18 protein-coding genes are annotated in these 18,558 nt (G+C 56.8%); 9 read left to right on the top strand and 9 right to left on the bottom strand.

What is annotated here, in order from left to right; translation table 11 throughout:
* Window positions 1–110 precede the first annotated feature (110 nt).
* Complete coding sequence (gene bamC, locus KB890_RS21300; RefSeq protein ID WP_002913802.1) at window positions 111–1,145, bottom strand: outer membrane protein assembly factor BamC; 1,035 nt, start codon at window positions 1,143–1,145, stop codon at window positions 111–113.
* 16 nt (window positions 1,146–1,161) lie between these two features.
* Window positions 1,162–2,040: a 4-hydroxy-tetrahydrodipicolinate synthase gene (gene dapA, locus KB890_RS21295; protein ID WP_002913803.1), complete on the bottom strand. Its 879-nt coding sequence runs from the start codon at window positions 2,038–2,040 to the stop codon at window positions 1,162–1,164.
* 153 nt (window positions 2,041–2,193) lie between these two features.
* On the opposite strand from dapA, the gene KB890_RS21290 reads away from it, so the two are divergent.
* Window positions 2,194–2,760 carry a glycine cleavage system transcriptional repressor gene (locus KB890_RS21290; RefSeq protein WP_002913804.1) on the top strand — a complete coding sequence of 189 codons (567 nt, stop codon included), beginning with the start codon at window positions 2,194–2,196 and terminating at the stop codon, window positions 2,758–2,760.
* Window positions 2,761–2,763: 3 nt separating this feature from the next.
* Entirely contained in the window at window positions 2,764–3,234 is a 471-nt protein-coding gene (bcp, locus tag KB890_RS21285; RefSeq protein ID WP_002913805.1) for a thioredoxin-dependent thiol peroxidase, read from the top strand.
* 60 nt (window positions 3,235–3,294) lie between these two features.
* Here bcp and KB890_RS21280 read toward each other — a convergent pair whose 3' ends face one another.
* On the bottom strand, window positions 3,295–4,356 hold the full coding sequence (locus tag KB890_RS21280) for an AI-2E family transporter (RefSeq protein ID WP_002913806.1): 1,062 nt from the start codon (window positions 4,354–4,356) through the stop codon (window positions 3,295–3,297).
* A 54-nt stretch (window positions 4,357–4,410) separates the two neighbouring features.
* The gene (locus KB890_RS21275; RefSeq protein WP_004221267.1) at window positions 4,411–4,527 is read right to left on the bottom strand and encodes a hypothetical protein; all 117 of its coding nucleotides are present in this window, start codon (window positions 4,525–4,527) and stop codon (window positions 4,411–4,413) included.
* 51 nt (window positions 4,528–4,578) lie between these two features.
* Here KB890_RS21275 and bepA point away from each other — a divergent pair, with 51 nt between their 5' ends.
* From bepA to KB890_RS21260, 3 genes are all read left to right on the top strand, one after another.
* On the top strand, window positions 4,579–6,042 hold the full coding sequence (gene bepA, locus KB890_RS21270; RefSeq protein ID WP_002913807.1) for a beta-barrel assembly-enhancing protease: 1,464 nt from the start codon (window positions 4,579–4,581) through the stop codon (window positions 6,040–6,042).
* A gap of 9 nt (window positions 6,043–6,051) precedes the next feature.
* On the top strand, window positions 6,052–6,411 hold the full coding sequence (gene arsC, locus KB890_RS21265) for an arsenate reductase (glutaredoxin) (RefSeq protein ID WP_002913810.1): 360 nt from the start codon (window positions 6,052–6,054) through the stop codon (window positions 6,409–6,411).
* A 128-nt stretch (window positions 6,412–6,539) separates the two neighbouring features.
* The gene (locus KB890_RS21260; RefSeq protein ID WP_004180868.1) at window positions 6,540–7,463 is read left to right on the top strand and encodes an Rpn family recombination-promoting nuclease/putative transposase; all 924 of its coding nucleotides are present in this window, start codon (window positions 6,540–6,542) and stop codon (window positions 7,461–7,463) included.
* On the opposite strand, the gene KB890_RS21255 is transcribed toward KB890_RS21260, so the two are convergent.
* The 5 genes from KB890_RS21255 to bglK all read right to left on the bottom strand — a co-directional run bounded on the left by KB890_RS21255 (window position 7,460) and on the right by bglK (window position 12,822).
* Window positions 7,460–8,161, bottom strand: coding sequence for a DnaA inactivator Hda (locus KB890_RS21255; RefSeq protein ID WP_071527881.1), 702 nt, complete (start codon window positions 8,159–8,161; stop codon window positions 7,460–7,462). The two genes, KB890_RS21260 and KB890_RS21255, sit on opposite strands and share 4 nt — an antisense overlap.
* A 98-nt stretch (window positions 8,162–8,259) precedes the next feature.
* Window positions 8,260–9,546, bottom strand: coding sequence for a uracil permease (gene uraA / locus KB890_RS21250; RefSeq protein WP_002913824.1), 1,287 nt, complete (start codon window positions 9,544–9,546; stop codon window positions 8,260–8,262).
* A 95-nt stretch (window positions 9,547–9,641) separates the two neighbouring features.
* Window positions 9,642–10,268, bottom strand: a complete 627-nt coding sequence (gene upp / locus KB890_RS21245) for a uracil phosphoribosyltransferase (RefSeq protein WP_002913827.1) — start codon at window positions 10,266–10,268, stop codon at window positions 9,642–9,644.
* 217 nt (window positions 10,269–10,485) lie between these two features.
* On the bottom strand, window positions 10,486–11,919 hold the full coding sequence (locus KB890_RS21240) for a 6-phospho-beta-glucosidase (RefSeq protein ID WP_004174870.1): 1,434 nt from the start codon (window positions 11,917–11,919) through the stop codon (window positions 10,486–10,488).
* A gap of 9 nt (window positions 11,920–11,928) precedes the next feature.
* Window positions 11,929–12,822: a beta-glucoside kinase BglK gene (gene bglK, locus KB890_RS21235; protein WP_002913833.1), complete on the bottom strand. Its 894-nt coding sequence runs from the start codon at window positions 12,820–12,822 to the stop codon at window positions 11,929–11,931.
* A 263-nt stretch (window positions 12,823–13,085) separates the two neighbouring features.
* Between bglK and purM the strand changes: the two genes are divergently transcribed.
* The 4 genes from purM (at window position 13,086) to ppx (ending at window position 18,538) form a co-directional block, all read left to right on the top strand.
* Window positions 13,086–14,123 (top strand): phosphoribosylformylglycinamidine cyclo-ligase, encoded by a 1,038-nt coding sequence (purM, locus tag KB890_RS21230; protein WP_004180872.1) that lies wholly within the window; start codon window positions 13,086–13,088, stop codon window positions 14,121–14,123.
* The gene (purN, locus tag KB890_RS21225; protein WP_004145656.1) at window positions 14,120–14,761 is read left to right on the top strand and encodes a phosphoribosylglycinamide formyltransferase; all 642 of its coding nucleotides are present in this window, start codon (window positions 14,120–14,122) and stop codon (window positions 14,759–14,761) included. Before purM ends, purN begins: the two co-directional genes overlap by 4 nt.
* A gap of 180 nt (window positions 14,762–14,941) precedes the next feature.
* Entirely contained in the window at window positions 14,942–17,002 is a 2,061-nt protein-coding gene (gene ppk1, locus KB890_RS21220) for a polyphosphate kinase 1 (RefSeq protein ID WP_002913838.1), read from the top strand.
* A 3-nt stretch (window positions 17,003–17,005) separates the two neighbouring features.
* A complete protein-coding gene (gene ppx, locus KB890_RS21215) occupies window positions 17,006–18,538 on the top strand; it encodes an exopolyphosphatase (protein WP_002913839.1) in 1,533 nt (510 codons plus the stop codon).
* Window positions 18,539–18,558: the final 20 nt, after the last annotated feature.

The following is an 18,558-nucleotide window of genomic DNA, read 5'->3' as shown; positions in this document are numbered from 1 at the left end:
AGTCAGGCGACTGGAGCAGCCTTAACGCGGCGATTTACAGGATTATATGGCCACGCACACGTTTGCGTCACTATACATGAAAAAGGGCCGGATTGCTCCAGCCCTTTTGATTACTTGTTAAATGCGGCCTGGAATACGGCTACCAGGGCGTCATTTTGCGACTGCGTCAGGGTGTGGCCTTTCGGGTCGATAAACTGCAGGCTACTGCGGTTATCGAGGTCGCCGACCTGCAGTTTGTAGTCGCCGGAGACCAGCTGCGGGTCACGTGCGCCCAGCTCCTGCCAGCTGCTGTCAGACAGCGGCTTATAGGTCAGCGCCATGCTGCCCTGAGAGCGCGTGCTGTCGGTCACTTTCATCCCCACTTTCTCGAGGGCGCCCGGCAGACGCTGCCACACCAGGTTAAACGGCGCGCGAACAACGAGCATCGGCAGGCCGGTATCGTCGGCGGCGCTCTGCACGTCGAAGGTGGCCCCCGCGCTGCGCTGTGCGGCGTTCTGGGCGCTGGTGGCATTCATGTCAAGGCCTTCCGAAATGACGTTCAGCATAGCGGTGCTGTAGCGCTGCAGAGACGCCGGATCGGCAACCGGTTTACCCGCCTGCTCCAGATTCACCAGCTTAACGACCACCGCTTGCTGATAACCCTGCGGTTTGACGGAGATTTGATAACGACCGCGATACTGCTGATCTTCATCAAGACGGTTCCACTCAACCCAGTCGGTGTTCAGCGTCTGGCTCGCATCATCGCGCTTGGCGATAACGTAGTTCTTCGACTGAAGAATACTGGTGACCTGTGCCCACAGCGAACCGCTGCGGCCGTTCTCGACCATCAGCGTCGCGGTATCGCCGTTAAACTGGGTCCGCGCACCGCTCACCAGCGCCAGCGGCTGCGCCGGCGGACGAATGTCCAGCGCTTTACCGACCGCGCCGGTGCTGTTAGCCACCGGAATATTGTAATCACCCACCTGAATCGGCAGGATCATCCCCGCCGGCGCGTGAAGTTCGCTCAACGGTGATGCCTGTAAATAGGCCTCATCACCGCTCACCTGACGCTTATAGCGCGAGTCAGAACTACAGGCCGCGAGGAGTAGAACCAGCGAAACACCCGCAACCTTCGCCAGGCGCGACTTCTGTACTGAGTAAGCCATCAAATCTCCCTAAACTTTACAGCAAACCGGCATGCTTCAGCGCGGCAGTGACGGCTTCACGACCATGATCGGTGATAGGCGTCATCGGCAAGCGCAGCGTATCGGTCGCCACAAGACCCAACGCCTTGCATCCCCATTTCACCGGGATAGGATTGGGTTCGACAAATAATTTTGTATGCAGTGGCATCAGACGCTGGTTAATCGCACGAGCTTCGGCAAATTGACCCGCCAGCGCCAGACGGCACATGTCGGCCATTTCGCGCGCCGCCACGTTGGCCGTAACAGAAATCACGCCTACGCCGCCGAGCTGCATGAAGTCCATACCGGTCGCATCGTCACCGCTCAGCAGAATAAAGTCGTCTGAAACCAGCTCTTTGATCTGGTGAACGCGACTTAAGTTCCCTGTTGCTTCCTTAATACCGACAATATTTTTAATTTCCGCCAGACGGCCAACGGTTTCCGGCAGCATATCGCAACCGGTACGGGATGGCACATTATACAGAATTTGCGGCAGGTCAGTATGTTCGGCGATAGCTTTAAAGTGCTGGAACAGGCCTTCCTGGGTCGGACGGTTATAATAAGGAGTGACCGTCAGGCAGCCGACAACACCGCTGTCGTTAAAACGTTTGGTCAGGCTAATCGCCTCTGCGGTTGCATTGGCTCCCGTTCCAGCGATAACCGGAATACGCCCGTCGGCCAGCTCCAGCGTCATCATCACCACGTCGCCATGCTCTTCATGGCTCAGCGTTGCGGATTCACCGGTAGTCCCTACCGAAACGATCGCCGAGGTTCCGTTGGCGACATGGTAATCAATCAGTTTTTTCAGGCTTGTCCGGCAGACATTACCGTTTTCATCCATCGGCGTGACAAGCGCTACAATACTTCCCGTGAACATGGGCCATCCTCAGAGCAGAAGTGCGACAAGATTCTCAATGTTACGTTTGGAGCTGTAATAAAAGCAAGAGACCCGACGCCATCAGGGATGTTGTATGGCGGTTTTTTTTATGCTTTCCTAATGTTACCTCACCTTTTTAAAGGAAGAACAGGTTTGACAGCCTCATTACAACACTATCTGGTTATTACCGCCCTGGGGGCTGACCGTCCCGGCATCGTGAATACGATCACTCGCCACGTCAGCAGCTGCGGTTGTAATATCGAAGACAGCCGGCTGGCCATGCTCGGTGATGAGTTTACGTTTATCATGCTGCTTTCCGGGTCGTGGAATGCGATTAACCTGATCGAATCAACTCTGCCGCTGAAAGGCGCGGAGCTGGAGCTGTTGATCGTGATGAAACGCACCACTGCGCGCCCGCCGCAGGCCATGCCAAACACCGTTTGGGTCCAGGTTGAGGTGCCGGACTCACCGCATATCATCGAGCGCTTTACTGCCCTGTGCGATACATGGAATATGAATATTGCGGAGCTGGTGTCCCGCACGCAGCCGGGAGACGGCGATTCCGCGCAGCTTTTTATCCAGATAACTGCCCACAGTCCTGCGACGCAAAATGCAGCAAATATCGAACAAGCGTTCAAAGCCCTATGTACAGAACTGAACGCACAAGGCAGTATTAACATCGTTAATTATTCACAGCATGATGAACAGGATGGAGTTTAACCCATGACCCCACTGAAAGCCGGTGATATCGCACCGAAATTTAGCTTACCGGACCAGGACGGCGAGGAAGTAAATTTAACCGACTTCCAGGGACAACGTGTCCTGGTTTATTTTTACCCGAAAGCCATGACCCCGGGCTGCACCGTCCAGGCGTGCGGCTTGCGCGATAATATGGACGACCTGAAAAAAGCCGGCGTTGAAGTGCTGGGCATCAGCACCGATAAACCGGAAAAACTCTCCCGTTTCGCCGAAAAAGAGCTGCTGAACTTTACGCTGCTGTCTGATGAAAACCATCAGGTTTGCGAGCAGTTTGGCGTCTGGGGCGAAAAATCCTTTATGGGGAAAACCTACGACGGGATCCACCGGATTAGTTTCCTCATTGATGCCGATGGCAAAATCGAACACGTCTTTGATGATTTTAAAACCAGCAATCACCACGACGTGGTGCTGAACTGGCTGAAAGAAAACGCCTGATGCAAAGCAAGACGCCGGGAGAGGAAGCCCTCGCCCGGCGTCTTTTTTATTCTCATTGCCTTAGTCGTCGACCGCCAAACCATCCGGCCAGGCATGCACCACTGCTTTAATCAGCGTGGCCAGAGGAATGGCGAAGAAGACGCCCCAGAATCCCCACAGTCCGCCAAAGATCACCACCGACAGGATAATCACCAGCGGGTGTAAATTGACCGCTTCCGAGAACAGCACCGGAACCAGCAGGTTACCGTCCAGCCCCTGAATAATCAGATAGACCGCAAACAGGCTCCAGAACTCGGTGCCAGCGCCAAACTGAAACAGCGCCACCCCCACCACCGGAATGGTCACCACAAACGCGCCGATATAGGGGATCAGCACCGAGAAGCCCACCAGCACCGCCAGCAGCAGCGAATAGTTGAGGCCAAAGAGAATAAAGCCTATCCAGGTGGCGACGCTGACGACAATCATCTCCAGCACCTTGCCGCGAATGTAGTTGGTGATCTGCTGGTTCATCTCTTTCCACACCTGCCCGGCAAGCCCGCGATTGCGCGGCAGAACGCGGCGCACCGCGTTGAGCATCTGCTCTTTATCCTTCAGCAGGAAGAAGACCATCAGCGGCACCAGCACCAGATAGACCGCCAGGGTGAGTAACCCCACCAGCGAGGCCAGAGAGTACTTAACCACCGAGTCGCCCACCGTCAGCATCCGGGTGCGCATATTTTCCGCCATCGCATCGATAATGCCGGCATCCATTAACGCCGGATAGCGCCGCGGCAGCGTGGCGGCGAAATCAGAGAGCTTATTTAGCATGCCCGGCATATCGCGGATGAGGTAGATCCCTTGCTGCCAGGCTACCGGCAGCACCACAAAGGCCAGCAACAGCAGGATGCCCACAAAGAGGATCAGCACCAGCGAGGTGGCCCAGGTGCGCGACAGACCGATGCGCTCCAGACGAACGGTCGGCCACTCCAGCAGATAGGCCAGCACGATAGCCACCAGCAACGGGGCCAGCAGGCCGCTGAAAAAGAACATAATGCCGAAACCGGCAAGCAAAATAACCAGCAGCGCTATCGCCTCAGGGTCGCTGAATCGACGGCGGTACCACTGCATTAACATCTCAAGCATAAAACCTTCCCTGAAGGGCCAAGCGGCGACAATCCGGGGAATTGTATCGAAATGTCACAAAAAAGACTTCGCTTTTTGATGCGCCGCAGTCAAACCGTTCTCCGCCATGAAGAACATATTTTCAAGGCGGCCAACGCCAGCTAAACTCGCTGGGATGCGGCCAGGGAACATTACGCCGCACAATCGGTCAAACTGGCACACCCACATTACAGGACAGAGGTTATGTTCAGGCAGTTGAAGAAAACGCTGGTGGCGACCGCGATCGCGTCGCTGACGCTGGGTTCGATAGGTCCTGCTTTTGCTGACTCCGCAGATACCCTGCCGGACATGGGAACCTCCGCAGGAAGCACGCTGTCAATCGGTCAGGAAATGCAGATGGGGGATTACTACGTCCGCCAACTGCGCGGTAGCGCGCCGCTGATCAACGACCCTCTGCTGGTGCAATATATCAACGGGCTGGGTATGCGTCTGGTGGCTCACGCCAACTCGGTGCGTACCCCGTTCCACTTCTATTTGATTAATAACGACCAGATCAACGCCTTCGCCTTCTTCGGCGGCAATGTGGTCCTCCACTCCGCCCTGTTTCGCTACTCTGATAACGAGAGCGAACTGGCCTCTGTCATGGCGCACGAAATCTCCCACGTGACGCAGCGCCATCTCGCCCGCGCGATGGAAGATCAGAAGCGCAACGCGCCGCTGACCTGGGTCGGCGCGCTGGGTTCAATTTTGCTGGCGATGGCCAGCCCGCAGGCCGGAATGGCGGCCCTGACCGGGACGCTGGCCGGTACTCAGCAGGGTATGATCAGCTTCACCCGCCAGAACGAAGAAGAGGCCGACCGGATTGGCATTCAGGTTCTGCAGCGCTCGGGTTTCGACCCACAGGCCATGCCGATGTTTATGGGTAAACTGCTTGACGAGTCGCGCTACTCGACGCGACCGCCGGAAATGTTGCTCACCCACCCCCTGCCGGAAAGCCGACTGGCCGATGCCCGTAACCGCGCCAACCAGATGCGCCCGGTGGTGGTACAGTCCTCGGCGGACTTCTATCTGGCGAAGGCGCGTACCCTCGGGATGTACACCAACGGCGACAACAAGCTGGGCACCGATCTGCTGAACGCCTGGGATAAAGGCAATATCCGCCAACAGCATGCCGCCCAGTATGGTCGCGCTCTGCTGGCGATGGAAAGCAATAACTTTGACCAGGCACGCAAAACGCTGCAGCCGCTGCTCAACGCCGACCCGCAAAATGCCTGGTATCTCGATCTGGCCACCGATATCGACCTCGGACAGAAGAAAACCAGCGACGCCATCAATCGCCTTAAAAACGCCCGCGAGCTGCGTACTAATCCGGTGCTGCAGCTGAACCTGGCCAACGCCCTGCTGCAGGGCGGGCAGCCCGGGGAAGCGGCGACCATTCTGAACCGGTATACCTTTACCTATAAAGAGGATGGCAACGGCTGGGACCTGCTGGCCCAGGCGGAAGGCGCGCTGGGCAATCGCGATCAGGAGCTGGCGGCGCGGGCTGAAAGCATGGCGCTGGTCGGCCAGCTGGAGCAGGCGATTTCCCTGCTCAGCAGCGCCAGCTCGCAGGTGAAACTGGGTAGCCTGCAGCAGGCACGTTACGATGCCCGTATCGATCAGCTACGCGATCTGCAGGCTCGCTTCCGTCCCTATCAAAAAATGTAAGGAGACCCCATGACCGACGCGGTAAAAATTTACCATAACCCACGCTGCTCCAAGAGCCGCGAAACGCTGAGCCTGCTGCAGAGTCGCGGCATCGATCCTGAGGTGGTGCTTTATCTTGAGACGCCACCGGATGCCGGGACGCTGCGCCAGCTGCTGCAGCTGCTGGGTATGGAGAGCCCCCGCGAGCTCATGCGCCAGAAAGAGGATCTGTATAAATCGCTCAATCTGGCCGACCCGGCTCTCAGCAACGCGGCGCTGATACAGGCGATGGTCGACAATCCGAAACTCATCGAGCGCCCTATCGTCGTCAGCCGCGGCCAGGCGCGTATTGGCCGCCCGCCGGAACAGGTTCTTGAGATCGTAAGCTAACTCACCCGCGCCGCGTTTGCGCGGCGCTTTTTTTTACGTGGGCGATTCCAGATCTTTCACGCCAATATCTCCCGCCCGCCGGACGGTGCTACTGTTCATCCATCGCTCAATCCACTGGACGGATGAACATGAAAAAGCCGACCTCCACGCCCCATGACGCCGTGTTTAAGACCTACCTCTCCCATCCCGATACCGCCCGTGATTTCCTGCAACTGTATCTGCCCGAGACGCTGCTTAAAGTGTGCGATCTGCGTACGCTGCATCTCGAGTCCGGACATTTTGTCGAAGACGATCTGCGTCCCTTTTACGCCGACATTTTGTATTCCCTGAAAACCACGGCGGGCGACGGTTATATTTATGCGCTTATCGAACACCAGAGCACGCCCGACCGGCATATGGCCTTTCGTCTGATGCGCTACGCCATCGCCGCCATGCAGCGCCATCTCGATGCCGGCCACGATCGCCTGCCGCTGGTGATCCCTGTTCTCTTCTACCACGGTCTGGTGAGCCCCTATCCGTTCTCTCTGCGCTGGCTCGATGAATTCATCGCTCCGGAGCTGGCCGGCCACCTTTATCACGGGGCGTTTCCACTGGCGGACATAACCGTCATTCCGGATGACGAGATTGCCACCCACCAGCGCATGGCAACGCTGGAGTTACTGCAAAAACATATTCGACAACGCGATCTGGCGCAGCTCCTCGACAAGCTGAGCGAATTATTATTGACTGGACTGGCGACGGAATCGCAGGTACAAGCCCTGATGCACTATCTGGTGCAGGCAGGCAACACGCGCGAGCCGATTAAATTCATTCGCGAGCTGGCGTTACGTACGCCGCAGCATAAGGAGACGTTGATGACGATTGCGGAATATCTGGAACAACAGGGGCTGGAGCGGGGCCTGGCGCAGGGGCGACAGGAAGGCCGTCAGGAAGGACGGAAAGAAGAGGCGCAGCGCATCGCTGTCGCTATGCTGCACAGCGGCCTTCCGCGCGACCTGGTCGCCCGGTTGACCGGGCTGACGGAGCAGGAGCTGACTCCCCTGGCGGACTAAAGCTTAAGGATCTCTTTCACGAAGGGGATCGTCAGCTTGCGCTGAGCGGTAATCGAGGCATGATCCAGCTGATCGAGGGTCATAAACAGCGAACGCATCTCGCGATCCAGCCGCTTCAGCAGGAAGCGGCACACATCTTCCGGCATCTCGAAGCCGCGCAGTCTGGCGCGCAGCTGCAGCGCCTGCAGTTTGTCTTCATCCGACAGCGGCTGCAGCTTATAGATCTGCCCCCAGTCCAGCCGTGAGGCCAGATCCGGCAGGCCAAGATTCAGCTGCCGCGGCGGCCGATCGCCGGTGATCAGCAGCCGGGTTTTGCCTGATTCCAGGATCCGGTTATAGAGATTAAAGATGGCCATCTCCCAGGGCTCATCGCCGGCGACGCACTCGATGTTATCGATGCACACCAGCGCCAGCTGTTCCATCCCCTCCAGCACCTCGGGCACAAACCACGTCCGTTTATCCAGCGGCACGTAGCCTACCGCATCCCCGCGCTGGGAAAGCTCCGCGCAGGCGGCGTGTAACAGGTGGCTACGACCTGCCCCTTCACGTGACCAGATATAAATGTACCCGCTGTGTTCCTGGCGCAGTGCGTTCTGGAGGGCGGCAAGTAGGGAAGGATTATCACCCGGCCAGAAACTCGCGAAGGTTTCGTCGTCAGGAAGATACAGTGGCAAAGAGAGCTGTGCCGGTGCGTTCAGATGGACCTCAACATAGGCTTACAGAAAAACGCGAAGAGTTTACCACAGATTTAGGTCAGGAGAGAACCGGGCGGGATCGCCGCCCGGTCAGGCGATCGTTATTTAAACTCTTCGCTATCCGCCGCGTCGAGGACCACCTCTTCCGGACGCAGGACGCTGATAAGCTTGAAAATCAGGCTGAGGGCGATGCCCACGATAGTCGCCAGCGCCATCCCTTTCAGCTCGGCGGCGCCAATGTGCACTTTAGCGCCGCTAACGCCGATGATCAGGATCACGGAGGTGAGGATCAGATTCTGCGCTTTACTGTAATCCACCTTCGATTCAATCAGTACGCGGATCCCCGAGGCGCCGATCACCCCGTACAGCAGCAGGGAAACGCCGCCCATCACCGGCACCGGGATGATCTGGATAGCCGCCGCCAGTTTGCCGACGCAGGAGAGCAGAATCGCAATGATCGCCGCGCCGCCGATTACCCAAGTGCTGTAGACCCGGGTAATCGCCATCACGCCGATATTTTCACCGTAGGTAGTGTTGGGCGTCGAACCGAAGAAGCCGGAAACGATCGTCGACAGGCCGTTGGCAAACATCGAACGATGCAGGCCCGGGTCGCGGATCAGATCGCGCTTAACGATATTGGCGGTCACCACCAGATGCCCCACGTGCTCGGCAATCACCACCAGCGCGGCGGGCAGTATGGTGAAGATAGCAAACCACTCAAAGCGCGGAGTGTAGAAAGTCGGCAGCGCGAACCAGTGGGCCTCGGCGATCGGGGTGGTATCGACCACGCCCATCACAAACGACAGCGCATAGCCCACCAGCACGCCGATCAGGATCGGGATAATCGCCAGGAAGCCGCGGAACAGCACGGATCCGAACACCGTCACCGCCAGGGTCACCATCGAGATAATAATGGTTTTACTGTCCGGTGACTGGCCGTCGGCCGGCAGCAGCCCGGCCATATTAGCCGCCACGCCCGCCAGTTCGAGGCCGATAACCGCCACGATGGCGCCCATCGCCGCCGGCGGGAACATCACATCCAGCCAGCCGGTACCGGCTTTTTTGACAATAAAGGAGACGAGGCAGAACAGCACGCCGCACATAATAAAGCCGCCCAGCGCCACTTCGTAGCCCAGCGGCAACAGCAGCAGCACCGGGGAGATAAAAGCGAAGCTTGATCCCAGATAAGCGGGAATTTTGCCTTTACAGATAAAGAGGTACAACAGCGTACCGATGCCGTTGAACAGCAGGACGGTGGCCGGGTTAATGTGGAACAGAATAGGCACCAGTACCGTTGCGCCAAACATGGCGAACAGATGTTGCAAACTAAGCGGGATTGTCTGTAAAAGCGGCGGTCTTTCACTCACCCCGATGGCACGGCGCGTCATAGTGTATTCCTCTGAGAGTCGTCTGTTATTTGCTGTGGATTACTTTTATTCAAAAAAAAGCCGACTCTCAAAGTCGGCTTTTTTCGCGGTATATTTTATTTCGTTCCAAAAATCTTGTCGCCGGCATCGCCGAGACCGGGAATGATATACCCGTGCTCGTTCAGTCCCTTATCGACAGAGGCGGTGTACAGCTCAACGTCCGGGTGGGCTTTCTCCAGCGCGGCAATCCCTTCCGGCGCCGCCACCAGCACCAGCACCTTGATGCTGGTGCAGCCGGCGTTTTTCAGCAGATCGATAGTGGCGATCATCGACCCACCGGTGGCCAGCATCGGGTCAACGACCAGCGCCATACGTTCATCGATGTTAGACACCAGTTTCTGGAAGTAAGGCACCGGCTCGAGGGTTTCTTCATTGCGATAGATACCGACCACGCTGATACGCGCGCTTGGCACGTGCTCCAGCACCCCTTCCATCATGCCGAGGCCAGCGCGCAGGATAGGCACAACGGTAATTTTCTTGCCCTTGATCTGCTCGACTTCCACCGGACCGTTCCAGCCTTCAATAGTGACTTTCTCAGTCTCCAGATCGGCGGTGGCTTCATAAGTCAGTAAGCTGCCCACTTCTGAGGCGAGTTCACGGAAGCGTTTGGTGCTGATGTCGTGCTCGCGCATCAGGCCCAGCTTGTGTTTGACGAGTGGGTGTTTGACTTCCACAATCTTCATTCTCTTTCTCCTCTGAGGGGCAGCCACAAAAAAAATCGCGGGATTATACCGCTTTTTGCGGATTGTGCCATACCCATCTTGCTTGACGTATATCAAGCAAAGTGATTTAGAGACAAAAAAACCGGAGGCGAGGCTCCGGCTTGGGTGCGGGGTGCAGTCCATACGCTTACGCGGGCCTACGTGTATTGTAGGTCGGTTAAGCGTTAGCGCCACCCGACTACGACAGGTTCTCCCCGTTGCTGGCAATTACCTGCTGATACCAGGCAAAGGACTTTTTCCGGCTGCGTGCCAACGTGCCATTGCCTTCATTATCTTTATCGACATAAATAAAGCCGTAGCGTTTTTTCATTTCCCCCGTGCCGGCGGAAACCAGATCGATACAGCCCCAGGGGGTGTAGCCCATCAGATCGACGCCATCCTCGACCACCGCCTTTTTCATCTCCGCGATATGAGCGGAGAGATAATCGATACGATACTGGTCATTGACGCTGCCGTCCGCTTCGCGGACATCAATCGCGCCAAAGCCGTTTTCGACAATAAACAGCGGCAGCTGGTAGTGATCCCAGAACCAGTTCAGCGAATAGCGCAGGCCGACCGGGTCAATCTGCCAGCCCCAGTCCGACTTTTTGACGTACGGGTTGGAGACCAGGCTGGTGGTTTCATCATAATCAAGCAAGGGGTTGTCTTCGGTGGCTTTGGTAGCGAACGACATATAGTAGCTAAAGCCAATGTAGTCGACACAGCCCTCGGTTAACGCCTGACGATCGGCTTCGGTGATATCCAGAGTAAAGCCGCGGCGGGCAAAATAGTTGAGCAGATGCTGCGGATAGCGACCGCGCACGTGGACGTCGGTAAACCAGTAACGGCGGTGCATGGCGTTCATCGCCATCATCATATCGTCCGGGGCGCAGGTCAGCGGATAGATGGGGCACATAGCGATCATGCAGCCAATCTGCAGCGCCGGGTTGATCTCGCGCGCCGCTTTCACCGCCAGGGCGCTGGCCACCAGCTCATAGTGCGCGGCCTGGTACATCACCGGTTCCCGGTCTTCATCCGGCAAATATTTCAAACCGGAGTTGGTGAAGGGGGCAAAGTCCTCATGGAAGTTGGCCTGGTTGTTGATCTCGTTAAAGGTCATCCAGTACTTCACTTTATGTTGATAGCGGGTGAAGACGACCCTGGCAAAGCGCACGAAAAAGTCGATTAGCTTGCGGTTGCGCCAGCCGCCGTACTCGGTGACCAGGTGATAAGGCATTTCAAAATGCGACAGCGTAATGACTGGCTCAATGCCGTGTTTCAGGCATTCGTCGAACAGATCATCATAAAACTGCAGGCCAGCCTCGTTGGGCTCCAGCTCATCGCCCTGCGGGAAAATACGCGTCCAGGCAATCGAGGTGCGAAAACATTTGAAGCCCATCTCGGCAAACAGCGCTAGGTCTTGTGGATAACGATGATAAAAATCGATCGCCTCATGGTTCGGGTAGTTTTTCCCGGCCACCACGCCGTCGGTAATTTCCCGCGGCACGCCGTGGGCGCCGGCGGTCATCACATCCGCCACGCTGATCCCCTTGCCGCCCTCCTGCCAGCCGCCCTCTAACTGATGCGCTGCGACCGCGCCGCCCCACAGAAAACCTGCTTTAAATCCGGACATAGTCTCTCCCTAATGTCGATCGTCGTCTGGCGAACGATACAGCTGATTAAAATGGTAAACCGCGCCAATCAGGCCGGCATCGTTACCGTGACTGACGGTATCGAGATAGTCGGCAATGCCGAACCAGGCCAGATGCTGGCGCAGTAGCGTCAGAAATCCTGGGCGTTCCACAACGCCGCCACCGATAAAAATGGTCTGCGGATCGAAGATATGGACGAGGTTATAAAGGCCATGGCCCAGGCCATTGAAGAACTCGGCGACCAGACGCTGACAAACCGGGTCGCCGGCGTCATAGCGGTCGAAAATCAGTTCGCCTGTCACGCTATCCAGCGGCGCGCCAATATGTTGCGCATAGCGATGGCGCAGCACCCGCAGAGTGCAGTTCTCATTCATTGAATAGCGACGAGGATCGCGTCCGCCGGGACGGTCGGTAAGCATGTAGCCGAATTCGCCGGCACGAAAACGCGCCCCGTTGATCAGCTGGTGTTGGCAGAAAATCGCCCCACCGATGCCAGTACCGATAGTGAGCACCAGAAAATTGGCCATCTCCGCCGCTTTGCCCTGCCAGCGCTCGGCCAGCAGCACACAGTTGGCGTCGTTTTCCACCGAGACCGGCAGCCCGGTTCGCGTCTCGAGCCACGATTTCATGGCGAAGTTATCAAATCGACGGATAGCGCCGCCCATGGTGATAAGACCGCTGTGCGGATCGATATAGCCCGGCGCGCTGATGGCTATTCCTTCACACGACGGATGGGCCGCCAGCCACGACAGCATTGCCTGTAAGATCCGATCGCCATCGCTGTCATTGATTGACTGCCTGGCGGTTTCCAGCAGCCTGCCGTCGCGGGCCATCACGCCCATCTTTAACGCGGTGCCACCGATATCAAATGCCGCAATCTTCATTCATCCCTCTCCTGACCCGCGTCAATCACCGACAAAATGCGTGGCAAACCAACACGGAAACCGGTTTCAGTCGTATAATGAGGATTCCTTTACGTAGAGGCAAGCACCAGACTGTACCCGGTTTCATTTTCGTGAGCAGTATCAAATTTAACCATTCATCAGCGGTTTTACGCCAACTGTAAAGCAGGCTCGCAAACGTTTGCTTTCCCTGTTAGAATTGCGCCGATTTTTCTTGCTTACCGCAAACGCGTGGAGACTTCGCAGTGACCGATAAAACCTCTCTCAGCTATAAAGATGCCGGCGTGGATATTGATGCAGGCAACGCTCTCGTCGACCGTATTAAGGGCGTGGTGAAGAAAACCCGTCGCCCGGAAGTGATGGGGGGACTGGGCGGATTCGGCGCGCTGTGCGCACTGCCGCAGAAATACCGCGAGCCGGTACTGGTCTCCGGCACCGACGGCGTCGGTACCAAGCTGCGTCTGGCAATGGATCTGAAGCGTCACGACACCATCGGTATCGACCTGGTCGCCATGTGCGTGAACGACCTGGTGGTTCAGGGCGCTGAGCCGCTGTTTTTCCTGGATTATTACGCCACCGGTAAACTGGACGTCGATACCGCAGCCAGCGTCATCAACGGCATCGCCGAAGGCTGCCTGCAGTCCGGTTGCGCGCTGGTCGGTGGTGAAACCGCAGAGATGCCCGGGATGTACCACGGCGAAGATTACGACGTGGCGGGTTTCTGCGTCGGGGTAGTGGAAAAATCAGAAATCATCGACGGCAGCAAAGTGACCGATGGCGACGTGCTGGTGGCGCTGGCGTCCAGCGGCCCGCACTCTAACGGCTATTCGCTGGTGCGTAAGATCATTGAGGTTAGCGGCGTTGACCCACAAACTACCGTCCTTGACGGTAAACCGCTGGCCGACTATCTGCTGGCGCCAACCCGCATCTATGTGAAATCGGTGCTTGATCTGATCGCCAGCGTTGACGTCCACGCTATTGCCCACCTGACCGGCGGTGGCTTCTGGGAAAACATTCCGCGCGTGCTGCCGGATAACACCCAGGCGATCATCGATGAGTCCTCGTGGCAGTGGCCATCCGTCTTCAACTGGCTGCAAACCGCCGGTAACGTCAGCCAGCATGAAATGTACCGTACCTTTAACTGCGGCGTAGGGATGATTATCGCCCTGCCGGCAGCGGAAGCGGACAAAGCGATTGCCCTGCTGAATGACAAAGGTGAAAACGCGTGGAAAATCGGGTATATCAAAGCCTCCGATTCCGAACAGCGTGTGGTCATTGCATGAAAAACATCGTGGTGCTGATTTCCGGTAGCGGCAGCAATTTGCAGGCGATCATCGACGCCTGCGGCCGGAAACAGATAAACGGCACCCTGCGTGCGGTATTCAGTAACAAGGCTGATGCGTTCGGCCTTGAGCGCGCGCGCCTGGCCGGCATCCCGGCCCATGCGCTGGCGCAAAGTCAGTTTGCCGACCGGGAAGCGTTCGATCGTCAGCTGATGCATGAAATCGACGCCTACGCCCCGGATCTGGTGGTGCTGGCAGGCTATATGCGTATCCTTAGCCCGGCGTTCGTCAGCCACTATCAGGGACGTCTGCTGAACATCCATCCCTCGCTACTGCCGAAGTATCCTGGCCTGCATACTCATCGTCAGGTGCTGGAGAACGGTGACGAGGAGCACGGTACCTCGGTGCACTTCGTCACCGATGAGCTGGACGGTGGGCCGGTTATCCTGCAGGCCAAGGTGCCGGTCTTCGCTGGCGACAGCGAGGAGGAAATCACGGCGCGGGTTCAGGCCCAGGAACATGCCATTTATCCGCTGGTCATCAGCTGGTTCGTCGATGGACGTCTGCGCATGGCAGGCAACCACGCCTGGCTGGATGAGCGACAGCTTCCCCCGCAGGGCTATGCCGCCGACGAATGAACAACCAGCCCCGCATGAGCACATCGCGGGGCTTTTTTTTAATTAAAAGTGTTTACTAATCAAACATCTCACAGAAATAATTCTTCTTACTGTCATATTGTTGTGACACAGTAAATCGCTACGCAGAAAAATTCGTCATAATAGTCTACGTCCTGTGAGTAAAACGGAGTGTGAGCGGTAATGGGCCAGGAAAAGCTATACATCGAAAAAGAACTCAGCTGGTTGTCTTTTAACGAACGCGTGCTGCAGGAAGCGGCGGACAAGAGTAACCCGCTGATTGAGCGCATGCGCTTCTTAGGGATTTACTCCAACAACCTAGATGAGTTTTACAAAGTGCGCTTCGCTGAGCTGAAGCGCCGGATTATTATCAGTGAAGAACAAGGCAGTACCGCCCATTCTCGCCACCTGTTAGGCAAAATTCAGGCCCGCGTTCTGAAGGCCGATCAGGAATTCGATAGTCTGTATAATGAACTGTTGCTGGAGATGGCGCGTAACCAGATCTTCCTGATCAACGAGCGCCAGCTGTCCGTCAATCAGCAGGCCTGGCTGCGCAACTACTTCAAGCAGTATTTACGCCAGCATATCTCGCCGATCCTGATCAACCGCGAAACGGACCTCGTGCAGTTCCTGAAAGATGATTACACCTATCTGGCGGTGGAGATTATCCGCGGGGAAAACATCAACTATGCTCTGCTGGAAATACCGTCGGATAAAGTGCCGCGCTTCGTGAACCTGCCGCCGGAAGCGCCGCGTCGCCGCAAGCCAATGATCCTCCTGGATAACATCCTGCGCTATTGCCTGGACGATATTTTTAAAGGCTTCTTTGATTACGATGCGCTGAACGCCTACTCGATGAAGATGACCCGTGACGCCGAGTACGATCTGGTGCATGAGATGGAGTCGAGCCTGATGGAGCTGATGTCCTCCAGCCTCAAGCAGCGCCTGACCGCCGAGCCGGTTCGCTTCGTCTACCAGCGCGATATGCCGGATGCGATGGTCGAAATGCTGCGCGATAAGCTCTCCATTTCCAACTATGACTCAATGCTGCCGGGCGGCCGCTATCACAACTTTAAAGACTTTATCGGCTTCCCGAACGTCGGTAAGGCCAATCTGGTCAATAAGCCCATGCCGCGCCTGCGTCATCTGTGGTTTGATAAATTCCGCAACGGCTTCGACGCCATTCGCGAACGCGACGTGCTGCTCTACTATCCCTATCACACCTTTGAGCACGTGCTGGAGCTGCTGCGTCAGGCCTCCTTCGACCCCAGCGTATTGGCGATCAAAATCAACATTTACCGCGTGGCCAAGGATTCGCGCATTATTGACGCGATGATCCACGCCGCCCACAACGGTAAGAAAGTCACCGTAGTGGTGGAGCTGCAGGCGCGCTTCGATGAAGAGGCTAACATTCACTGGGCGAAACGCCTGACGGAAGCGGGAGTCCACGTTATCTTCTCTGCGCCAGGTCTGAAGATCCACGCCAAGCTGTTCCTTATCTCGCGTAAAGAAGGCGATGAGGTGGTGCGCTACGCCCACATCGGCACCGGTAACTTTAACGAGAAGACGGCGCGGATCTACACCGACTATTCGCTGTTAACCGCCGATGCGCGCATTACCAATGAAGTCCGCCGGGTGTTTAACTTTATCGAGAACCCGTATCGTCCGGTTAGCTTCGACTACCTGTTGGTGTCGCCGCAGAACTCGCGTCGTCTGCTGTATGAGATGATCGATCGCGAGATCGCCAATGCGCAAAACGGGCAACCGTCCGGGATTACGCTGAAGCTGAACAATCTGGTGGATAAAGGTCTGGTGGACCGACTGTATGCCGCCTCCAGCTCCGGCGTGCCGGTTAATCTGCTGATCCGCGGCATGTGCTCGCTGATCCCGGGTCTGGAAGGTATCAGCGAAAATATCCGCGTCATCAGTATTGTGGACCGTTTCCTCGAGCACGACCGGGTCTACTGTTTTGAAAACGGTGGCGATAAACAGGTCTGGCTCTCCTCTGCCGACTGGATGACGCGTAACATCGATTATCGCATCGAAGTTGCCGCTCCGCTGCTCGATCCGCGTCTGAAGCAGCGGGTGCTGGATATTTTTGATATCCTGTTCAACGATACGGTAAAAGCGCGCTATCTTGATAAAGAACTGAGTAACCGCTATGTGCCGCGCGGCAATCGCCGTAAAGTGCGCGCGCAAATGGCGATTTACGATTATCTCAAATCACTCGAACAACCCGACTAACCTATGCCAATAAACGATAACACCCCTCGGCCGCAGGAGTTCGCTGCGGTTGACCTTGGTTCGAACAGTTTTCATATGGTCATCGCCCGTGTCGTCGACGGCGCCATGCAGATCATCGGACGCCTGAAACAGCGCGTACATCTGGCCGATGGCCTTGATGAAAACTCGGTGTTGAGCGAAGAAGCCATGACCCGTGGGCTGAACTGCCTGTCGCTGTTTGCCGAACGCCTGCAGGGGTTCTCCCCCTCCAGCGTCTGTATCGTCGGGACGCATACGCTGCGTCAGGCGACCAACGCGGCGGAGTTTCTTAAACGCGCGGAAAAAGTGATCCCCTACCCGATCGAGATCATCTCCGGTAATGAAGAAGCGCGCCTGATTTTTATGGGCGTTGAGCACACGCAGCCGGAGCGCGGCCGCAAGCTGGTGATTGATATCGGCGGTGGTTCAACCGAGCTGGTCATTGGCGAAGATTTTGAGCCCCGCCTGGTGGAAAGCCGCCGCATGGGCTGCGTGAGCTTCTCGCAGGCCTATTTCCCTGGCGGCGTTATCAATAAAGAGAACTTCCAGCGCGCGCGCCTGGCGGCGGTGCAGAAACTGGAGACGCTGGCCTGGCAGTTCCGTATTCAGGGATGGACCGTAGCGCTGGGCGCCTCCGGCACCATTAAAGCCGCCCAGGAAGTGCTGGTGGCCATGGGCGAGAAGGACGGATTTATTACGCCGGAGCGCCTCGAGATGCTGGTAAATGAGCTGTTGAAGCATAAAAACTTCGACGCGCTCAGTCTGCCCGGTCTCTCAGAAGACCGTAAAGCGGTCTTTGCGCCTGGGCTGGCGATCCTCTGCGGTGTGTTTGACGCGCTGGCCATCAAAGAACTTCGTCTGTCCGATGGCGCGCTGCGCGAAGGTGTCCTGTACGAGATGGAAGGCCGCTTCCGCCACCAGGATATTCGTAGCCGCACGGCACAGAGTCTGGCAAATCAGTACAACATCGATCGCGAACAGGCGCGCCGGGTACTGGAAACTACCACCCAGATGCTGGAGCAGTGGCAGGAGCAGAATCCCAAGCTGGCCAATCCGCACCTCGCGGCGCTGTTGAAATGGGCGGTGATGCTCCATGAGGTAGGGCTGAATATCAACCACAGCGGCATGCATCGTCACTCGGCCTACATTCTCCAAAATAGCGACCTGCCGGGCTTCAATCAGGAGCAGCAGATGCTGATGGCCACCCTCGTACGCTATCATCGCAAAGCGATCAAGCTCGACGATCTGCCGCGCTTTACGCTATTCAGGAAAAAGCAGTTTCTGCCGCTAATTCAGCTACTGCGCCTGGGCGTACTGCTGAATAACCAGCGTCAGGCTACCACTACGCCGCCGACGCTGCGCCTGCAGACGGAAGCTCACCACTGGACGCTGACGTTTCCGCACAACTGGTTTAGCCAGAATGCGCTGGTGCTGCTGGATCTGGAAAAAGAGCAACAGTACTGGGAAGGCGTGCCGGAATGGATGCTGAAGATTGCTGAAGAAGAGCCAGACGCCTGATCGTATCTCTGGCTATCAAC

This window comes from Klebsiella sp. P1954 (assembly GCF_018199955.1).
Lineage (GTDB): Bacteria > Pseudomonadota > Gammaproteobacteria > Enterobacterales > Enterobacteriaceae > Klebsiella > Klebsiella pneumoniae.
Note: the sequence above shows the minus strand (reverse complement) of the source record. Positions and strands in the feature narration are given on the sequence as shown.